The 18621-nt window shown below is 36.3% G+C and carries 16 protein-coding genes and 2 pseudogenes; 13 read left to right on the plus strand and 5 right to left on the minus strand.

Going from position 1 to position 18621, the window contains the following annotated elements:
• Positions 1-94: 94 nt before the first annotated feature.
• Together NCCP28_RS23655 and NCCP28_RS16500 are read right to left on the minus strand one after the other, a co-directional pair.
• Entirely contained in the window at positions 95-229 is a 135-nt protein-coding gene (locus NCCP28_RS23655; RefSeq protein WP_282579582.1) for a hypothetical protein, read from the minus strand.
• Positions 230-320: 91 nt separating this feature from the next.
• Positions 321-1034: a GntR family transcriptional regulator gene (locus tag NCCP28_RS16500; protein WP_248562526.1), complete on the minus strand. Its 714-nt coding sequence runs from the start codon at positions 1032-1034 to the stop codon at positions 321-323.
• Positions 1035-1221: 187 nt separating this feature from the next.
• Between NCCP28_RS16500 and NCCP28_RS16505 the strand changes: the two genes are divergently transcribed.
• The 6 genes and pseudogenes from NCCP28_RS16505 to manA all read left to right on the plus strand — a co-directional run bounded on the left by NCCP28_RS16505 (position 1222) and on the right by manA (position 6821).
• A complete protein-coding gene (locus NCCP28_RS16505) occupies positions 1222-2634 on the plus strand; it encodes a glycoside hydrolase family 1 protein (protein WP_248562527.1) in 1413 nt (470 codons plus the stop codon).
• Between the two features lie 206 nt (positions 2635-2840).
• A complete protein-coding gene (locus NCCP28_RS16510) occupies positions 2841-4166 on the plus strand; it encodes a PTS sugar transporter subunit IIC (RefSeq protein WP_248562528.1) in 1326 nt (441 codons plus the stop codon).
• Between the two features lie 56 nt (positions 4167-4222).
• Positions 4223-4531 carry a PTS sugar transporter subunit IIB gene (locus tag NCCP28_RS16515; RefSeq protein WP_248562529.1) on the plus strand — a complete coding sequence of 103 codons (309 nt, stop codon included), beginning with the start codon at positions 4223-4225 and terminating at the stop codon, positions 4529-4531.
• A 29-nt stretch (positions 4532-4560) separates the two neighbouring features.
• On the plus strand, positions 4561-4884 hold the full coding sequence (locus tag NCCP28_RS16520; protein WP_248562530.1) for a PTS sugar transporter subunit IIA: 324 nt from the start codon (positions 4561-4563) through the stop codon (positions 4882-4884).
• A 103-nt stretch (positions 4885-4987) separates the two neighbouring features.
• A pseudogene (locus NCCP28_RS23870) lies at positions 4988-5852 on the plus strand (ROK family protein).
• A gap of 21 nt (positions 5853-5873) precedes the next feature.
• Positions 5874-6821, plus strand: coding sequence for a mannose-6-phosphate isomerase, class I (gene manA / locus NCCP28_RS16530; RefSeq protein WP_248562692.1), 948 nt, complete (start codon positions 5874-5876; stop codon positions 6819-6821).
• Between the two features lie 116 nt (positions 6822-6937).
• Here the strand turns inward: manA and NCCP28_RS16535 are convergent, their stop codons facing one another.
• On the minus strand, positions 6938-7078 hold the full coding sequence (locus NCCP28_RS16535; protein WP_248562531.1) for a hypothetical protein: 141 nt from the start codon (positions 7076-7078) through the stop codon (positions 6938-6940).
• Positions 7079-7526: 448 nt separating this feature from the next.
• On the opposite strand from NCCP28_RS16535, the pseudogene NCCP28_RS16540 reads away from it, so the two are divergent.
• From NCCP28_RS16540 to NCCP28_RS16550, 3 genes and pseudogenes are all read left to right on the plus strand, one after another.
• Positions 7527-7923 (plus strand): annotated as a pseudogene (locus tag NCCP28_RS16540) (helix-turn-helix transcriptional regulator); the annotation flags it as partial.
• A 248-nt stretch (positions 7924-8171) separates the two neighbouring features.
• A complete protein-coding gene (locus tag NCCP28_RS16545; protein ID WP_248562532.1) occupies positions 8172-9008 on the plus strand; it encodes an alpha/beta hydrolase in 837 nt (278 codons plus the stop codon).
• A 637-nt stretch (positions 9009-9645) separates the two neighbouring features.
• The gene (locus NCCP28_RS16550) at positions 9646-10182 is read left to right on the plus strand and encodes a dihydrofolate reductase family protein (protein WP_248562533.1); all 537 of its coding nucleotides are present in this window, start codon (positions 9646-9648) and stop codon (positions 10180-10182) included.
• Between the two features lie 15 nt (positions 10183-10197).
• On the opposite strand, the gene NCCP28_RS16555 is transcribed toward NCCP28_RS16550, so the two are convergent.
• Both NCCP28_RS16555 and NCCP28_RS16560 read right to left on the minus strand, forming a co-directional pair.
• On the minus strand, positions 10198-10404 hold the full coding sequence (locus NCCP28_RS16555; RefSeq protein WP_248562693.1) for a glycerol-3-phosphate acyltransferase: 207 nt from the start codon (positions 10402-10404) through the stop codon (positions 10198-10200).
• Between the two features lie 168 nt (positions 10405-10572).
• Entirely contained in the window at positions 10573-11508 is a 936-nt protein-coding gene (locus NCCP28_RS16560) for a hypothetical protein (RefSeq protein ID WP_248562534.1), read from the minus strand.
• A 698-nt stretch (positions 11509-12206) separates the two neighbouring features.
• Here NCCP28_RS16560 and NCCP28_RS16565 point away from each other — a divergent pair.
• The 4 genes from NCCP28_RS16565 to NCCP28_RS16580 all read left to right on the plus strand — a co-directional run bounded on the left by NCCP28_RS16565 (position 12207) and on the right by NCCP28_RS16580 (position 18541).
• Entirely contained in the window at positions 12207-13454 is a 1248-nt protein-coding gene (locus NCCP28_RS16565; RefSeq protein ID WP_248562535.1) for a TerD family protein, read from the plus strand.
• A gap of 1087 nt (positions 13455-14541) precedes the next feature.
• A complete protein-coding gene (locus tag NCCP28_RS16570) occupies positions 14542-15204 on the plus strand; it encodes a DUF2848 family protein (protein WP_248562536.1) in 663 nt (220 codons plus the stop codon).
• An 81-nt stretch (positions 15205-15285) separates the two neighbouring features.
• Complete coding sequence (locus tag NCCP28_RS16575; protein WP_248562537.1) at positions 15286-16740, plus strand: YfcC family protein; 1455 nt, start codon at positions 15286-15288, stop codon at positions 16738-16740.
• A 370-nt stretch (positions 16741-17110) separates the two neighbouring features.
• Complete coding sequence (locus NCCP28_RS16580; RefSeq protein WP_248562538.1) at positions 17111-18541, plus strand: NAD-dependent succinate-semialdehyde dehydrogenase; 1431 nt, start codon at positions 17111-17113, stop codon at positions 18539-18541.
• The last annotated feature ends 80 nt before the right edge of the window (positions 18542-18621 follow it).

Here is an 18621-nt window from a genome sequence, read left to right on the forward strand (position 1 = left end):
TGTTTCCCTAAAAAAGTAAGGGAGCGCATTTCATAATGATAAAAAAGAAGGAACTGAATTAAGTATTAGTTCCTTCTTACTCGTTTGTATTTAATTAATAAGAGCCGAATGCAAAGACATTCCACTTTCCATCTTCCTTGATCATGGCTAGCTGTACTTCATCAGGTTCCCCCGAATAATATGTCAATTTAGCATAAACAGATGCCTTATCACTTTCGAAATCCCCCATCGACGTCATCGCCTTTTGCGTATTACGTGGATGGGGGACTTCTCATATACCACTACCTATCTGATTACTTCGTTATACGAGATAGGTGATTTTAGTTTTGTACAAATACTGTTTCGAAAACAAAGTTTTCATGTAGATGTCTTGTTAGGGAATATTCGAAAACACGTCCATCTTCTAAATGCGCTAACTTTTCTATTTCCATCATAAAGGAGCTATCTGGAACCCCTAATAATGAGGAATCTTCATTATTCGCTTTGTCTCCTCTAATCCACACATGGGCACTATGCATTTTCAATTTTAACTCATCGCGAATATAGTTATAAATTGAATCCTCTAAATGCTTTGGCTCCAATCCATTGATGAGTGATAGTGGCATGTGGGTGTGCTCAAGGGAATAGGGCTTGTTATTGATATGACGGGCACGAATAATTTTATAGATATACTCATCCTGAATTCCGAGTTTATCTGCTACCTCAAGGCTGGGTTTTTCAATAGAAAAAAGGATGATTTTTGAAGTGATGTTTTGTTTTCCTACAGTATTGACGAGACCCGCAGTTGGACCCAATGCAATAGCACCGCCATTTGTTGAAACACCCTTTACAAATGAACCTGATCCTCGTCTTCTTACGATCATTCCTTCTTTTACAAGGATATCCAAAGCCTTTTTTACAGTTAGTTTACTGCAATTGTAGGAATCTGCCAGAGTATCCCCATCAGGGAGCTTTTCATTTAGTTCATATTTATTTTTATTAATTTTATCCCGAATATCCGTATATATTTCCATATATTTTGGTAATTTACTCACGCGAATCCCCCGATTTATTCCAATAACTCATCTAATAAAATGGTGTATACATAAGAAAAGTATATCATGTACTTATTAATGTGTATACAAACAATAAAAGGTATATACTTTTGTTGAAAAGTATTTACTTTTAAAAAATAGGGTGATATACTTTGTTCATAATCAGGAAGAGACGGGGGAAGAAATAATGACAGAAATGTTAGCGTTTCCTAAAGACTTTTGGTGGGGATCAGCTTGGTCCGCTGAACAAGCTGAAGGACGAGGAGAAACAGGGAAGGCAGAAACGGTTTGGGAACACTGGTTTAAAACGGAACCTAATCGTTTTTATGAGGGAATAGGACCAGAAATTACTACCGATCATATCAATCGTTACAAGGAAGATATCCAATTAATGAAAGAAACGGGGCATAATTCCTTCCGTATCTCTATTTCATGGGCAAGAATGTTTCCAAATGGTGGAGTAGGCGAAAAAAACCCTAAAGCGATAGCATTCTATAGAGATCTTTTAACTGAAATGAATGAAAGCGGTATTAAGCCTTTTGCTAATCTTTACCACTTTGATATGCCTTTTGCTTTGCAGGAACAAGGTGGATGGGAATCCCGTGAAGTGGTAGAGTCGTATGTAACGTTTGCGACTACTTGTTTTGAAGAGTTTGGTGATTTGGTTTATCATTGGTTTACCTTTAATGAACCACTCGGCCCTATCCTAGGGAGTTACCTGGAAGACTTTCATTATCCCAATATCGTGGATTTTAAACGAGGTGCCCAAGCGGGATTTAACACTATTTTAGCTCATGCAAAGGCCATTGAATCTTTTAAAAAGCTAAACTTAACTTCAAAAATCGGAGTAATCTTAAATTTAAGTCCGACGTATCCTAGAAGTCAAAATGAATATGATCGAGAAGCAGCTGAAATTGCAGATGCATTCTATACAAGAAGCTTTTTAGATCCGATGGTTAAAGGAACATTTCCAAAGAGACTAGTAGAAATCTTAAAAGAATATGATCAAATGCCTACTTATGAAGAAAATGATTTAAAGATCATTGCGGAAAATACATCGCAGATTTTAGGTTTAAATTACTACGAACCAAGACGTGTGAAAGCACGCCTTACAGAGATTAATAAAAGGGGTCCTTTTCTACCAGAATGGTTCTTTGAATTACACAATATGCCTGGGAAGAAAATGAATGTGTATCGCGGTTGGGAAATCTATGAGAGAGGTATCTATGATTTATGTGTGGATATCCGCGATAACTATGGGAATATTGAAGCCTTTATCTCGGAAAATGGGATGGGTGTGGCTAATGAAGAGCGTTTCTTAAATGAAGAAGGACAAATCATTGATGATTACCGAATAAATTATATTAAAGATCATCTAGCCTATGTTCATAAAGCCATCCAGGATGGTTGCAATATTAATGGATATCACCTCTGGACTTTTATTGATTGTTGGTCATGGATTAATTCCTATAAGAATCGTTATGGTCTGGTATCACTAGACCTAAAAACTCAAAAGCGAACCATTAAGAAGAGTGGGGAATTCTATAAAGAGATGAGCCTTAACAATGGTTTTGAATATGAAACTAGTAAACTAGTATAAATTTTAGGCTGTGTTAAAGCTAAATGTTGAATTTACACAATCTGTTGATTGGAGCAGAATGCGCGAGACTCCTGCGGTAGTATGGGGCAGGGGAAGACCCCGCAAGAGCGATGCGACGAGGAGGCTCCCTGGCACGCCCGCGCATGAAACGGAAATCATCAGACAAGTTTAACACAGCCAAATTATAAAAAAAGGTGGATGTACAAATGAATAATTCATCAAAGCAAGGGGTTGCGGACCGCTTTGCCATTGTTGCTCAAAAATTAGGGGGTCAAATTCACCTTCGTAGTTTACGTGATGCGTTTGCATCTATTATGCCATTTATGATTTTGGCAGGATTTATGACACTTATTAATTACGTTATACTAGAACCAACTGGTTTTATGGGCAAGATTATTAATCCCAAAACGTTAACTACTTGGCAATCCGTTGGTGTTTCGATTGCAAATGGAACATTAAATATTATGACCCTTTTAGTAGCGGTGGCTATTTCCTATCACTTGTGCGTAAACAGAGGATATAAAAATGTTATCGCACCAATATTAGTTGTCCTATCGACAATGATTGTCGTAACACCACTTACGACTACATTTACTCCTGATGGGTCAACAGAAAGCTTTATTATTGGAAATGTCATTCCTGTTAGTCACACTAGCGCATCAGGCATGTTTGTTGGGATTATTGTTGGACTTTTAGCAACAGATTTATTTATTAAATTATCTTTAAATAAGAAATTACAAATTAATATTAGTGGTAATATACCACCAGCTGTTATCAAGTCATTTAATGTACTCCTTCCAATTATGATTAATGTTCTAATCTTTGCGGTTGCTTCATTTTTACTAAATCAACTATTAAATATGGATTTTAATGAACTCATCACTACCATTATCACAAAACCATTAAGTTATGTGACAACAAGCTTACCTGGCTTCTTATTAATTACTTCTTTTGCAAATCTTTTCTTTGGATTTGGGATTCATCAAGCGGTTATTTCAGGAGCGTTATTGGATCCATTTTTGTTGCAAAACATGCAGGACAATATGTTAGCTTATGCCAATCATCAAGAGATTCCTCATATCATTAACATGGCATTTAAAGATACCTTTGCTGTTATGGGTGGATCTGGCAACACCATCTCTTTACTTATAGCCATTTTCATTTTTGGTAAACGTAAAGACTATAAAGATATTTCAAAAATGTCATTAACGCCATCTATTTTCAATATTAGTGAACCGATTATCTTCGGTCTACCGATTGTATTTAATCCAATGTTAATTATTCCTTTTGTTCTAGCACCTATTTTCTCTCTTACTGTTGCATACATTGCCACGGCACTAGGATTAATTAATCACGTAGTTGTTCAAACGCCATGGACGACTCCACCAGTCATTTCAGGTTTCTTAGCTACTGGTGGCGATTGGAGAGCGGCAGTCTTACAAGTTCTCATTATTATCGCAACTGTATTTATTTATCTGCCTTTCTTGAAAATTGATGAGCGAGTTAGTGAAAAACAAGATCAAGCTGCATAGTAACTTAACATTCGAGTAAGTAAGTACATAATTTAATGATATAGGAGCTGACTATAATGAAAAATATTTTACTAGTATGTAACCAAGGTATGTCTACTAGCTTTTTAGTTGAAAAAATGAAACTTGCAGCAAAGGAAAGTGGAACCGAAGTAAAGATTTGGGCAGTTTCAGATGCAGAGTTAAATGACAACTGGGAACAAGCGGACATCATTTTATTAGGGCCGCAAGTGGGGTATTTAAAATCAAATACTGAAAAGGTAGTTGGAAATAGTATTCCCGTTTCCGTCATTGATTTTCTAGCCTATGGTCGTGTAAATGGACAAGCTGTGTTAGACACAGCATTAGAATTAATCGATAAAAACTAAAATTTTCTGCATAGAGAAGAGGAAACATCTTGAATGGAATTGAATTAATTGCTTTTCAAATTATCAGCAACGTGGGGATGGCAAAAACAAAGTTTATTGAAGCGTTGGAACATGCAAAAAAAGGTAATTTCGAAGCTGCGGCTGAATCGGTCAAAGAGGGAAATACTTTCCTAGTAGAGGGACACAACGTGCACAGAGAATTGATTCAAAAAGAAGCATCTGGCGAAAAAACAGAGTTTTCTATTCTACTCATGCACGCTGAAGATCAGTTTATGAGCGCAGAAACAATTAAATTATTAATTGGTGAAATGATTGAAATGCGCCGGGAGTATTCTCAACCTGGGTGTCAATAATAAGTCAATGAAATTCTAGCTTAGTGAAAACGCTACACCCTTGCCTTATGTGGGCAAGGGTATGCTTTTTATATTTAAGTAACTTGAATGGAAGGAAATCTAAATGTTAGGTGCAATTGAAGGGGGTGGGACTAAGTTTGTATGTGCGGTTGGAGATGAAAAGGGCAATATATTTGATCGATTTCAAATTCCAACAACAGTCCCTGAAGAAACGATGCCCAAAGTGATAGAATTTTTTGGAAAATATCCTGTTCAAGCAATCGGGATTGGTTAATTGAGGTGAACCGAGAAAGTCCAGCTTACGGTAATATTACTTCAACGCCAAAAATAGCGTGGAAGGATTATCCGTTTGTACAAACATTGAAGAATTCCTTCTCAGTTCCTATTGGTTTTAATACGGATGTCAATGCTGCTGCATTGGGAGAAGTTAATCTTGGAGCCGCCAAGGAGTTAGATAGTTGTTTTTACATAACAGTTGGAACAGGAATTGGCGCTGGAGCTATTGTGCAAGGGAAACTCCTTCAGGGACTATCAAATCCGGAGATGGGACATATTCTAGTAAGGAGGCATCCGGATGATAAGTATAAGAGAAAGTGCCCCTATCATCACGATTGCTTAGAAGGTCTTGCTGCGGGTCCGGCCATTGAAGAGCGCTGGGGTGACAAAGGTGTCAATCTTGTCGAACGAGCAGAAGTTTGGGAATTGGAAGGATACTATCTTGCCCAAGCCCTGATGCAATATATTTTAATTCTGTCCCCGAAAAGGATTATCCTTGGTGGAGGGGTTATGAACCAAAAACAGGTATTTGCTACTATCTATTAAGTATTTACCAGAATTTATTCGCGAGTATGTTTCATTACCGGAGCTTTCCGATTATATTGTAAGTCCAGGCTTAGGGGGACCATGCAGGGGTTGCTGGATCCCTTCTGCTTGCATATCAAGCCATGGAAGAGACAAACCAAAGATAAAACGAACTATTGGAGGTAATTATTTTGCAACCATTATTTTTAAAACCAATTTTTAAAGAGCGAATTTGGGGTGGGACAGCTTTAAAAAATGAATTCGGTTATGATATCCCAACGGAAAATACAGGGGAGTGCTGGGCAATCTCAGCTCATCCAAACGGCCCATCAATCATTGGAAATGGACCTTTTACAGGTATTACGTTGGACGAGCTATGGCGTGAACATCCCGAACTGTTTGGAAACCCGAAGGAAGAAGTATTTCCTCTATTGACTAAGATATTGGATGCGAATATGGATTTATCCGTTCAAGTTCATCCCGATGATTCCTATGCATTGGTCAATGAGAACGGGGAACTAGGCAAAACAGAATGCTGGTATATCATCGACTGTAAAGAGGACGCAGACATGATTTTTGGACATAATGCCAAAACAAGAGAAGAATTAGTTGAGCAAATAAATGAAGGGGAATGGAACCAACTGCTTCGCAGAGTGAAAATTAAGCCTGGCGACTTTTTTTATGTCCCGAGTGGCACCATCCACGCACTATGTGAAGGCACGTTAGTTTTGGAAACCCAGCAAAGCTCTGACACCACCTATCGTGTGTATGATTATGACCGCCGGGATGCTGAAGGGAATTTGCGAGACCTTCATCTAGGAAACGCGATTAAAGTTACGACTATTCCTCATCAGGATATTGTGAGCATTCCTACAGTTCAGGAGCAGGAAAAAGCTAGAATTATAACATTTGTTGAATCAGAGTTTTTCTCTGTTTATAGATGGGATGTTAGCGGAAAGTCTACTTTCTCATTTAATGATCAATATTTGCTACTTAGTGTCATTAAGGGGGAAGGAGCACTTTTTCATAATGGTGAGCAGTATGGATTGAAAAAGGGGTCACATCTTATCATCCCTGTTGGATTTGGGGAGTTTCATTTAGATGGGGATTGTGAATTAATCGTTTCGCATACTTGATTTTTCATTTTGGGTACCTGACACAGCCTGAAGTTTGATAGTTTTTGTCGTTATGTAATGGTGCCTGTCACGTCCCATTACATAACGAGAACAACATCTGTACCAGAGTGTATAGGTTAGAAATGTTGCCCTTGGGCTCCTTTCGACTTTCGAGTCCCCACTCTAGGAATTTTTGCCGCAAAACGAACCAGCCGTTTTAATCCAACCAATTCCCCTTGGAAAAACTTCTTCTTGTATTCTACTAACCATATCTCCATATGGGTATTACATTCCTTCAGTGAACTGAATTGAGAATACTGCGGCTTCAATTTTACCAGATTTTAAATTCATTATTTTGCCCCACCCTTTCTCTGTTTGATTAACTGGACCTCAAAAATATCGGGTTTTGCTTTTTTAACAGAACAGCCCAAAATGAATTTTGGGCAGGGCTTCAGCTTTAAATGGCTAAATTTTGGCTTGAAAGTGAAATTTCATGCCGATTTTTGCATCTTTGTTCCAATTTGATAGGAATTTTGAGGAAGTGGGGAAATTGAGATTATGGGGTCAGACTCACAATCAGTGTGGGAATTATTGAAAGGTCCAAAATTAGAAATCCTGTCTGAATGCATGACTCATTCGGACAGGGTGATGTTAGACTAAATTACGGATACGATAGATTGGGCATATTAATAAAATTATCCAATTTTATAAAGGGCGTGTCGAGCCCTGATTAAAAGTTTTGACATAAAGGAAGAAAAGAAGCAGATTTTAATGTCGACAATCTCACAAATGTCAAACCCTACCCAACGAAAAAAAGATTAAGTAAGAAAAAGATTGTAGAAAAACTAAGTAAGCAAGAAGAAGTAATCAACCTTGTTCTTGAACTTGGTCCAAAAGCGATTGCTCAGTTCAAAAAATACCACCTTTAAAAGTATCACTTTCCTATAAGAATCCTTACCAAGCCACAGCCATTCTAAAGACTTTTATCAATGTTAATAATCCCGAAGAATTGACCGAAATGACAAGTTGGCTGCTTTTCCTAGGTGAGGATATCAAGGTCAGGGAAGTGCCAGAAGGAGTCTTAGGAGGTTTACAAGAGAGATTATATTTATTCTGCTCATAAGTAAATGAGGTTTTTCGGAAAGAACAGAAAAGTACCAGTCCTAATATGAGCTCACACTTTGTAACATAAAAAATTTAGTATATGGTTTTGGCTGAGGAATTTGTTTCAGCTATTTTGTATTTCCTAGTAATTGTGTCAGTGCTTATTTTAATGATACAACAGGGTATTGTGTATTAAAGTATTATGTATTGATAGTTGTAGAGCCGCATGTTAAGTTTATAGTAAACACATTACTAGGAGAGTTATGTATGATGAAAAATCCTGCTTTGTCGTGGAGAGAAGTTCTGGCCAATGACGCGATGCATACCATTACTGGTGATGTTAGGATAATCGAAGCGTTCCCAATTCCGCAGCTGCAGACGGAGCGGAGAGTATGGATTTACTTACCGAGAAGTTATAACGAAGGCGCTCGCAGGTATCCCGTTCTATATATGCACGATGGGCAAAATGTGTTTGATCAAGCGACGTCTTGGGGAAGCGAGTGGGGCGTCGATGAGACGTTGGAGCAAATGACGATTGATGAACCTGCACTCGAGACTATTGTGGTCGCTATTGATAATGGAGGCGACCAGCGCAACGATGAATATAACTTCACGATTAACGCGGAATATGGCTTCGGAGGCAAAGGCGACGCTTATGCTACGTTCCTCGCGGAGACGCTCAAGCCGTATATTGACAGCCACTATCGGACTCTTCCTGAACCGGAGCATACAATGATTGGCGGAAGCTCGTTCGGTGCGTATATATCGCTCTACACCGCCATTCGCTATCCTGCTCAGTTCAACCGAATGGGCGGCCTTTCTTTCGTTATGTGGCAGGACAACGGCGCGATTATCCGATTGATCCAGCAGTCGGTTATTTCTCCTACACTGCGACTCTATCTGAGCATCGGAGAACTGGAGACTGATAATCCAGACTTTAACCGGATTGCCTATGAGCACATCACACTGGTCCTCCAGGCGCTGATCGCAGCAGGGGTAGAGGATAGCAGAATTCGATTCGATGTCATTCCAGACGGAACACACCACGAATCCACGTGGGGACCACTGTTTGCTGAGGCTCATCGTTGGCTGTGTCAGCCATGATATAGTGCTTCAAGCTTACAATTGAAGATGCAATTGCAGTTCAGCTTCTTATGCCTGATACAAAACAAGCCGCAAATTCATTGGAATTGCGGCTTATTGAGATTGAACAGCAAGAATTCCGGCGCAGGCGCTAAATCGCAGTGAACCGGTATCAAGATGGGATCATCCAGTTGATCTTACCAGTCAAAGTCCACAGTGATTTTGAATCCAAATAAGTCTTTCATCGCCAAACCTTATTTCAATTATATATAATCAATTGTTAATATCAGCATCTATTTTCACGAGCTATCCTATATCTATTAGCTACTTCTCGCACAGTATACTTATTATTTCTAATAAGTGAAAAGTGGGGGATATTAATAGTTTATTATTTAAGTTTATTTTTACATTTTTTCGAATTTATTACTAATTTTAATCGGTATGTTTACATCAGATGGCATTTTAGAAATAATTCATTTAAGGGATAGAAAGAAAAGGCTAAAGGAAGTAACCAATATTATAAAAATCCTCATTTAGATACATCATGGTGAACCTTATCATAAGTAAATGAGTATTTTTTAAAAGAGTGGTCTTTATGAATAAAAGAATAGCAGGTATACTTAATTTTATCTTCTGAAACAAAGGAATGGAGATTTATATGGAAAAAAGACGTAACGTTATTTTGTATATTGGTACTTCAATTGATGGCTATATTGCAAATGATGATGGTACATTAGAGTGGTTGGAGTCCACGGAAGTAGAAGGAGATTCTGGTTACAATTCCCTTCTAGAAAGAATTGATACTATTGTTATGGGGAAGGGAACATATGATATCATTCGTGGATTTGATATGGACTATCCTTATAGTGATTATAAAAACTATGTATTTTCTAAATCTGTCAGCGGTTCAGATGAATATGCTTTATTTATTAATGAAGATGTCCAAACTTTCATTAAGAATATAAAACAAAGGCCTGGTAAAGATATATGGTTAATTGGTGGAGGAAGTTTAGCCCGTGAGTTTTTTAGGGGGAATTTAATTGATGAATTCCAACTAGCCATTGCACCTATTATTTTGGGGAAAGGAATCTCCCTTTATAACGGGGATGATATTACTCAAAAATATAGGTTAACCAAAGCTGAAAAGTTAGGTCAACTCGCTATGCTTCATTATATAAAAAAACGGAATAAGTAACAAAAAAATCTCCAATTACTGCGCTTGCACTAAAAGAGTTACACTATCTAAAGCTTCTTCCGAATAAGAAGAAATGTCAAGGAACAAGTCTATAAAACAGGCAAGTATTCCTTTTAATATATCTCCCGCTAGAACAAACACCGTAGCAGATTTCCCAAGTACCCTAAGAGAATTGGTAAGCTCGGCGTTTTTACTTCCATGGCTTTTATGTCCGTGCCATATAGTTTTCCTACAATTACCGCTGTATTAAGGCTACCTAAAAGGTAGCCTAAACATCAGGCCACAAAAAGCTTTAAAATATCAATCATCACCTTTTCCCTTGGAACTATTCTAATTTTTATATTTCTTCATCTTTAGGGCTTAGAGTAAAGGTTTTCTTTAATAACACGCTTAGTTTTTTACACATTTGTTAGGATCAATTCTAATGGATTCCCAGTTTCCTTTAGAATCCTTTTTATATTGAGAAATTAATACATCTGTATCATTTGTTAATTGATAAAAGATAAACCGATAATCGGCTCCATCCGTACCAATATAGTCAATGGTTTTGACGTAACCATCTTGTTTAGTAGGCAGTTGTTTTTTTATTAACTTGCACCAGTTTCCATACATAATATCAACGACTGCTTCCGCATCATGCTGCCAGAGATGATAGTTTGCACATAAGAAGTCCTCTCCGTATAATTTCATCTGATCCATTTTATACAAGTTTTGCACCTTTTTTAATTGGACATATCCATAATAATAAGCAAAATAGGTAACACCCTTTGATGAACCTTCGATGCTTTCTAGTTCAATGAAGTAAGGAACAATGCCTTTTTCGTTAGGAAGTCTGTTCATCTTAATTAAATTTAGATGTCCAATTCCAGCAAACGATTGAAGATATTCATTATAGGAAACCCTTTTGTGATAGTCTTTAGTAAAAAAGTTATATGCAATTGGATAGGGCAAAGTTGCCCTCCCCACCGTTCCACACCCACCCAACTGGTTTTGAGTGAGGTTTGCTGCCTCTTTTAAAATACTAAAGTAGTTTAAAAGAGTTTGATCAGGAGTCCGATTTAATGTTGCAGGGAGTTTAATTTCTTTGTAGTTTTTTTCATAATAGGGATCGAAAAATTGGAAGTCCTTGATAAGGGTGTTTTTAATAGGAAGGCAGGATGGACGAAAGTATTTTTCGGCATCTCGGGCACTTATTAACGAAGATTGGTTTCGTTCAACTGGTTGGCCAAATATTTGTGGTTCGTATTGAGATCCCATAACGAGAGTCGATTTTTTTCTGGGATAATGATTGAACGTTCGATTTAGCCATTTTGTAAAGCGTTTCAATTAGACTCCCCCTTCAAGAATGTACTGTATTACCTTATTCACTTTTTTATAAGATTATTAATAATTATGATATTTTAAAAGTAGCCACTAAAGTAAAATCGAATCTCCATTCATGTGTCCATTAGTTTAAGATGAATTATTGTAGTTGGGAGAAGATATTGATTTTTATTCCTCCTCTTGATGAGGAAAGTCCCCGTTCGTTCAACAAGGGACTGTATAAATATTAAAGTCTATAAGATTTCCTTTTGAGTAACCATTCATAAGGAAAATATACATCAATTAATTGCCAAAAAACATATAAGCGTTAACAAATGAACGAAAGAAATATGAATACTAAGAAAAAAATTTATTTGGTGCAATTTTTGTAGTAGCAAGTTGTTTGAAAAATTAATAAGTCGATCAGGATATAAATCATTTAACCCGAAAGTAAAACCCAATAATATTCTATTGATAAGTAGAATATCTGCATTATCATATAGTCTCTTGGCACTTTCTTAAAAAGAATATGATGTAATAAAATAGGAGTAAAGCTTTTATAACTAAATTTCTATAGAAAAAAACATAAATAGTTCTGAAAATAGAAGTTGACGGCTTATAGCAGTTTCATTAACATATTCTGATATAAGCTATCTACAAAAGGCTATAAGAGGGTTTTGTAGTGATTTGATAAATGGATAGAGGAGTAGGGAGTGGTTTAAATGAATCAAATTCTTCAGATGGGAGCAAATACTGTTTTAAGTTCCCTAAAAGGTAGTGTTACTGTTAGCTATGAAATTTCTAATTCAATAGATATGTCCTTAACAGCTTTTCTTCTAACTGATTCAGACAAGGTACAAGGAGATAGCGGCATTATATTTTATAATCAGCCAAAGAGCTCTTCTGGTGTAGCTACCCTTATACCATCTGAGAACGTAGGTAACACAAAAGTACATAAAATTAACTTTGACATGAGTAAAGTTCCTGAAAGTATTACTAAAATAGCTATAACGCTTACAGAGGATAATAGCACGGGATTTTCAAATGTAAAGAATTTAAAGGCCGAGATATGTACCGATAATACTATTATCCATTTAACCCCATCTAGTTTCACAACTGAAAATGGAATCGTAGTATTAGAATTATATCTAAGGAATGGTCAGACAAAGGCAAAGTCAATCTGGCGTGGATTCGATTCTGGGCTTGAAGGATTATGTGGAAATTACGGTGTTGAGGTGGAATCTGATAAGCAAAACAAGCCTTTTGAACCTAAAACGATTCAAAAACAAGCACCAAAAGAACCTGATAAGACTCTAACTGTTCCTGAAAATACAAATAAACAAAACACATTGTCACCGATAAGCTTGGAAAAGGTAAAGGGGAAGATAAGTCTCGACAAAGGACACAAGCCAGTTCTCATTGATAAAACACCAGAAATTACTGCTGCGGTATCTTGGGAAACTGGGACAGATTATGATATATATGCTTTAGTCTATACAAAGGATGGTAAGCAGATAGATGTAGCTATGTTTGGGGCGAAAGGAACGCCTCCCCTCAGGAGTTTTGACAACGGAGTAGTCGAACATATGGGAGATGTTGGAAGAGATAGTCGATCAACTAAGACAGAAGTAATCAAATTAAGGTTAAATAATGATATTCTCGCAGTTGTTCCTGTGGTTTATTCTGCTCAATCAAATGGAACAGGTTCATTTTACAGATACAAGGTGTCCATGAGTATAGATAATCATAATGGAACCTCTGTGACCATATTCGCTAAAAACGCAAATAATAATGATAGGATTTATTCCTGTGTGCCGGGAATACTTCATAATACGCAAGATGGAGTGATTATAAGTCCGTTGGAGCTTTATAGTAAGCCGAACTCAGAGCTTCGACCTAAACTTAAGATGGGATCTTCAAATATGGTAGAAGTTATAATGGATAAAGGACCAAAAAATGATTACAAGTAGATTAGAATTATATAAAATTTGCAAATAAAATAGCAGTGTTAAAAATACTCATACTCCCATCTGTTTATTTAGCGTTAGAATTAACGGGAAAATATCCAGAACTTATTAATAGGAGTAGGTTTCTAATGGGATAATAACCAGTTTAATAAAAACCTCATATAATAACTGGGGTGAACCTTATCATAAGTAAATGAGGTTTTAAATGCGAATAAGGTTTATGCAAGGTGAATTTATTTTGCATAGACTTTATTCTCTTTTTATCAATTTGGCAATGGTTTACTATTCCATTTGGATTGGCATTTTTAATTATTTAGTAATATATTTCAAGGGGTAAATACAGGCGCGGTAAAATAGTCAACTAGTAAAAGTTTGTCTAAGATAAAAAGTCTAATAAAGGATTACTTTAGTATGTGCTTGAGGGGGATTTGAAATAAAGTTGAACTGTTTATCAAAAAGTCGTACCGTGTTGAGAAAAGTTTAACTATTTATAAAAAAGATGAACCGGAATTTCCTATCTTTATAAAGGAAGGATTCCGGTTTTTCTTGTAGAACAAAACACAGTTGCTGCATTGGATATTATCAGTCGTCTGTACATCCTGGAAAGAGGACAAGTGGTATATCAATCCAAACAAATTAATGCTAGTGAATTGGATAAGGTAAAAGAGGTTTATCTTGGAATATCATCTTAATAGATAAAAATTGGAGATAAGATGGAAACGAGTATGTTTGTTTCTGTCTTTTTTGTTTTGGCTATGTTCATTGTTGCAAACAAGATCCCAAAGAAATGTTGAAAATAAATAGGATTATAGTAAGGGAAAATGTATATAGGAAAGTATTATATAAAAAAATAGTGTGAGGTTTTCTTACAAGTTTATTTACACAACTAGAGGATTCTAGTTAAATAACTGTATACAGGATACAGTTATTTAATGTTCATAAATTAGTGTCTAGTATTTTTATAGGATATGGAAGTTAGGAATTAAATATTTAATAGAAAATAAGTGTAGTAAGGAGATATCATTAATTTTTTGAATAATCATTTATTTATCAACGCTGCTCATCAAGTCTAGAATACGAGGAGGGAATTATGGAACTTAGATGTAGTAATAAAATAGTGGATATTGAACCAAAAAACTTGATTGTTATGGGATTTACTCCTAGAGATGAAAAGGTGATAAGGGAACTGTTTGAAGCATTAAGAAAAATAGGGGGTTCCATTCCTGATAAAACACCAATGGCTTATCCTTTATCACCAGATCTTCTGACAACTACAGATGAAATATCTGTTGTAGGAAATGATACGAATGGTGAAGTAGAATACTTAATTATTTCTTTTAATGGTGATATTTACATAGGGGTGGGCAGTGATCATGCTGATAAGAAGGTAGAATCGTTTAATATTCACAAATCGAAGCAGTTATGCGCCAAGCATATGTGTAAAGAGGTTTGGAAATGGAGTGAAGTCAAAGATCATTGGGATAAAATAGTGTTGGAATCCCGATACTTTGTGGATGGGACAGAAGAGCTGTACCAAAAAAATATAGCAGAGGTTATGCTTCGTCCGGAGAAAATCATGGAATCGGTAGAGGAATTTTATCATAAAAAAATATCCGATATGAATTGTGTTATTTTTTCCGGCAGCGTGCCAACTCTTAATGGGTTCAGGTATGGAGAACATTTTAGATATTCTTTATTTGATCCGGTGAAAAATAGAAAAATCGGTTCAGAGTATTCGATTATAAAATTATAGAAAATATTCACGTTATAGAGCAAATACGTTCTAAGTCCTCTAGGGTTTTAAGAGGCAAACTTAAAAATAATATACAAGGAAGTGGAGATCATAGAAGCGACTACAAATAATATTATGAAAAATACAAATATGGTTAAAAAGAAATGGTACGATAGAATTCCAAGTACTGTAGTGTTCTTGTTTTGTACCTTAATCATAGGGGCTGTTTCAACTTATCTTATTCCAGCTGGAGAGTTTGTAAGAGTTGTGGATAAAGAAACGGGTGTTACTAAAATTGACCCTAACTCATTTCATTATGTAGATGCTGCTCCTGTAGGTATACTTGATGTTTTTAAAAGTATCTACACTGGCCTAGTAGAAGGTGGCGGAATAATTTTCTTAGTATTTCTTGGATATTTCTGGGTATATACGATGATTAAAACAGGGGCATTCAATGCTGTAATTGGAAAAATTATAAATAACAGCAAGCTCCGCCGTTTGTATATTCCAATTTTTATTATCCTTTTCGTTTTAGCGGGTTCTACTTATGGAGAATTAACTGCAACATATGGACTTTTGCCACTCTTCATAGGATTGGCCATTATGATGGGACATGATGCAATAATAGGGGTCTGCATATGCGGCATGGCATGTGCTATTGGATCAGCTGTGGCCACATCAAATCCTTATACAACGGCATTAGCACAAAATATTGCACAATTGCCCTTATATTCAGGACAAGGATTAAAATGGTTATCCATGCTAGCCTTCCTAATACCGACTATTTGGTATACTTTAAGATATGCTAAAAAAATTAAACAAGATCCTTCCAAGAGCATTGTCAGTGATTTAGACTTTAGCAGCTACAAGTTTGATGAGGATAAGATCAATAATTTGCAAAATTCTAAAATGACACTTACACAAAAAATAGTTTTAGCGATCTTTTTGTTATCTATAGCGGCAATCGTAGTAGGGTCGATTCACTTTCAGTTCGGTCTCACAGAGGTTGCTATGGTATATATAATAGGAGCGTTATTGATGTCAGTCGTAGCCAGATATTCTCCAGATCAAATAGCAGAAAACTTTTGTAAAGCTTGTTCTGAGGTGATGATGGTCGTCATTTTAATTGCATTAGCAAGAAGTGTTTTAATCATTCTAACTAATGCGGATATTATTGACACGATTGTGTACGGATTATATCAGCCTATTAAGGATTTACCACCGTGGGCAAGTGCTCAAGGCATGCTGATTATGCAGACCTTATTAAACTTTGTTATTCCATCTGGAACGGGTCAAGCAGTTACTGTTATGCCTATAATGGTACCATTAGCGGACTTAGCAGGTGTAACAAGACAAACGGCGGTTATGGCATTTACTTACGGAGAGGGGTTCTCTAATCTTTTATATCCAACAGCTCACATTGGCATTATGCTGGGCATTGCTAAAATTCCTTTTGGAAGATGGTTTAAATTTTTCATGCCGCTGTTTGGAATTTTACTCGCCATCCAGATGATATTCATATTAATTGCCGTACTAACCAATTATGGACCATTCTAACAATACACTGGTTCGTTAGTAAGCCTGATGTTAATGAAGCTGGCCACATAATAAATATAGCTAAATAGAAAAAGCAAACATAAGTAGGCATTCTTATTGTTTGCTTTTTTTATTGATATTACATATTTTGTAAAAAATGATTCTTTTTTAATATACATAACACTCATTTAATTCTTCTTAAATGTAGAGTTCTTAAAAAAATGCGTCAGATTTCCTGACAAGTTTGTTTACAAAATTTTAAAATATTAGATAATAAAAATAAGAATTGTATCCTGTATACAGGATACAACGAAAACTTCCTATTACTAATCTCTCATTTAAAGAAACTTGTGAAAATTTAAAAATACTATGAAAAAGGTGGAATATATACATGCTATATATCGATGGGATTTGGAAAGAGTCAGAATCTAAGGAGAGCTTTGACGTAATAAATCCTGCTACTGGAAAAGTAGTAGATACAGTGGCAAAAGGCAGCAGAAAGGAAGCACAGTCTGCAATAGATGCAGCACAAAACGCTTTTCCATTATGGGTGAAATTGACTGCAAAAGAAAGATACATATATTTAAAGAAAGCAGCAGATATTCTAAGAGGCAGAGTGGACAGCTTAGCGGAATTAATTACAAAGGAAATGGGAAAACCCGTGGCAGAAGCAAAAGGAGAAATCGGGTTAGCAATTGATTATTTAGACTGGTATGCAGAAGAAGGAAAACGTATATATGGGGATACCATTCCAGCATCTTCACCGACAAAACGTTTAATGGTAATCCATCAGCCAGTTGGAGTTATTGGCGCTATTACTCCTTGGAACTTCCCAATTGCAATGATTACGAGAAAGCTAGCACCAGCTCTTGCTGCAGGATGTACTGTTGTGCTAAAACCTTCAGAGGAAAGTCCATTATCTGCAATGGAAGTAGTAAAGGCATTGCATGAAGCAGGGATTCCAAATGGAGTTGTTAATTTAGTCCATGGTGATGCAAAAGAAATTGGAGATGCACTCATGGAAAGTCCAGTTATTAAGAAGATTACCTTTACTGGATCAACAGCAGTTGGAAAAGAATTAGTGCGCAAATCGGCGAATACGATGAAAAAAGTATCGATGGAATTAGGGGGACACGCACCATTTATTGTTTTTGAAGATGCGGATTTAGATAAAGCGGTAGAAGGAGCGATCGCAAGTAAGTTCCGAAATGCTGGACAAACATGTGTCTGTACAAATCGTATATTTGTTCAAAAATCTATTTCAGAGGAATTTGCACATCGATTGAAAACACAAATGGAGCAGTTAGTAGTTGGGAATGGGTTGGAAGAAGGCGTGAATATTGGTCCATTAATTAATGAATGTGCCATTGAAAAAACGGAAAGTCATGTAATAGATGCTGTATCTAAAGGAGCAAAAGTAATATATGGAGGCTCTAAAACAGAAGGGGAAGCATTTAGCAAGGGGCACTTCTTTAATCCAACTGTTCTTCTTCATGCGACGAATGATATGAAAATAGCGTATGAGGAAACCTTTGGACCAGTTGCGCCAATCTTTGAATTTGAAACAGAAGAAGAAGTGATAGAAAAAGCAAATGATACTATTTATGGATTAGCTTCTTATATATTCACGCAAAATGGTGCGAGAATGTTCCGTGTATCAGAAGCGCTTGATTATGGAATAGTTGGTGTAAATGATGCGATGCCAACAGTAGCGCAAGCACCGTTTGGCGGAGTAAAGGAATCTGGAATTGGCCGTGAAGGCGGGAAATACGGAATAGAAGACTATTTAGAGACTAAATTTATTTCTTTTGATTTTAAATAAAGTTTGTTTAATTAAACTGATGAAAAGCATGCTTTAGAAAAATGAGAGTGGTTATAAATGAAAAATACAGCTGGGAGTTC

The sequence above is a fragment of the Niallia sp. NCCP-28 genome (assembly GCF_023168165.1).
Taxonomy (GTDB): Bacteria; Bacillota; Bacilli; order Bacillales; family Cytobacillaceae; genus Niallia.

Bases quoted from the DNA above. Each gene is read 5' to 3' on its own strand.
- NCCP28_RS16535 (WP_248562531.1), bottom strand. From the start codon at position 7,078: ATGGAGATATGGTTAGTAGAATACAAGAAGAAGTTTTTCCAAGGGGAA.
- NCCP28_RS16550 (WP_248562533.1), top strand. From the start codon at position 9,646: ATGGAAAAAAGACGTAACGTTATTTTGTATATTGGTACTTCAATTGAT.
- NCCP28_RS16515 (WP_248562529.1), top strand. From the start codon at position 4,223: ATGAAAAATATTTTACTAGTATGTAACCAAGGTATGTCTACTAGCTTT.
- NCCP28_RS16580 (WP_248562538.1), top strand. From the start codon at position 17,111: ATGCTATATATCGATGGGATTTGGAAAGAGTCAGAATCTAAGGAGAGC.
- NCCP28_RS16510 (WP_248562528.1), top strand. From the start codon at position 2,841: ATGAATAATTCATCAAAGCAAGGGGTTGCGGACCGCTTTGCCATTGTT.
- NCCP28_RS16545 (WP_248562532.1), top strand. From the start codon at position 8,172: ATGATGAAAAATCCTGCTTTGTCGTGGAGAGAAGTTCTGGCCAATGAC.
- NCCP28_RS16505 (WP_248562527.1), top strand. From the start codon at position 1,222: ATGACAGAAATGTTAGCGTTTCCTAAAGACTTTTGGTGGGGATCAGCT.
- NCCP28_RS16570 (WP_248562536.1), top strand. From the start codon at position 14,542: ATGGAACTTAGATGTAGTAATAAAATAGTGGATATTGAACCAAAAAAC.
- NCCP28_RS16565 (WP_248562535.1), top strand. From the start codon at position 12,207: ATGAATCAAATTCTTCAGATGGGAGCAAATACTGTTTTAAGTTCCCTA.
- NCCP28_RS23655 (WP_282579582.1), bottom strand. From the start codon at position 229: ATGGGGGATTTCGAAAGTGATAAGGCATCTGTTTATGCTAAATTGACA.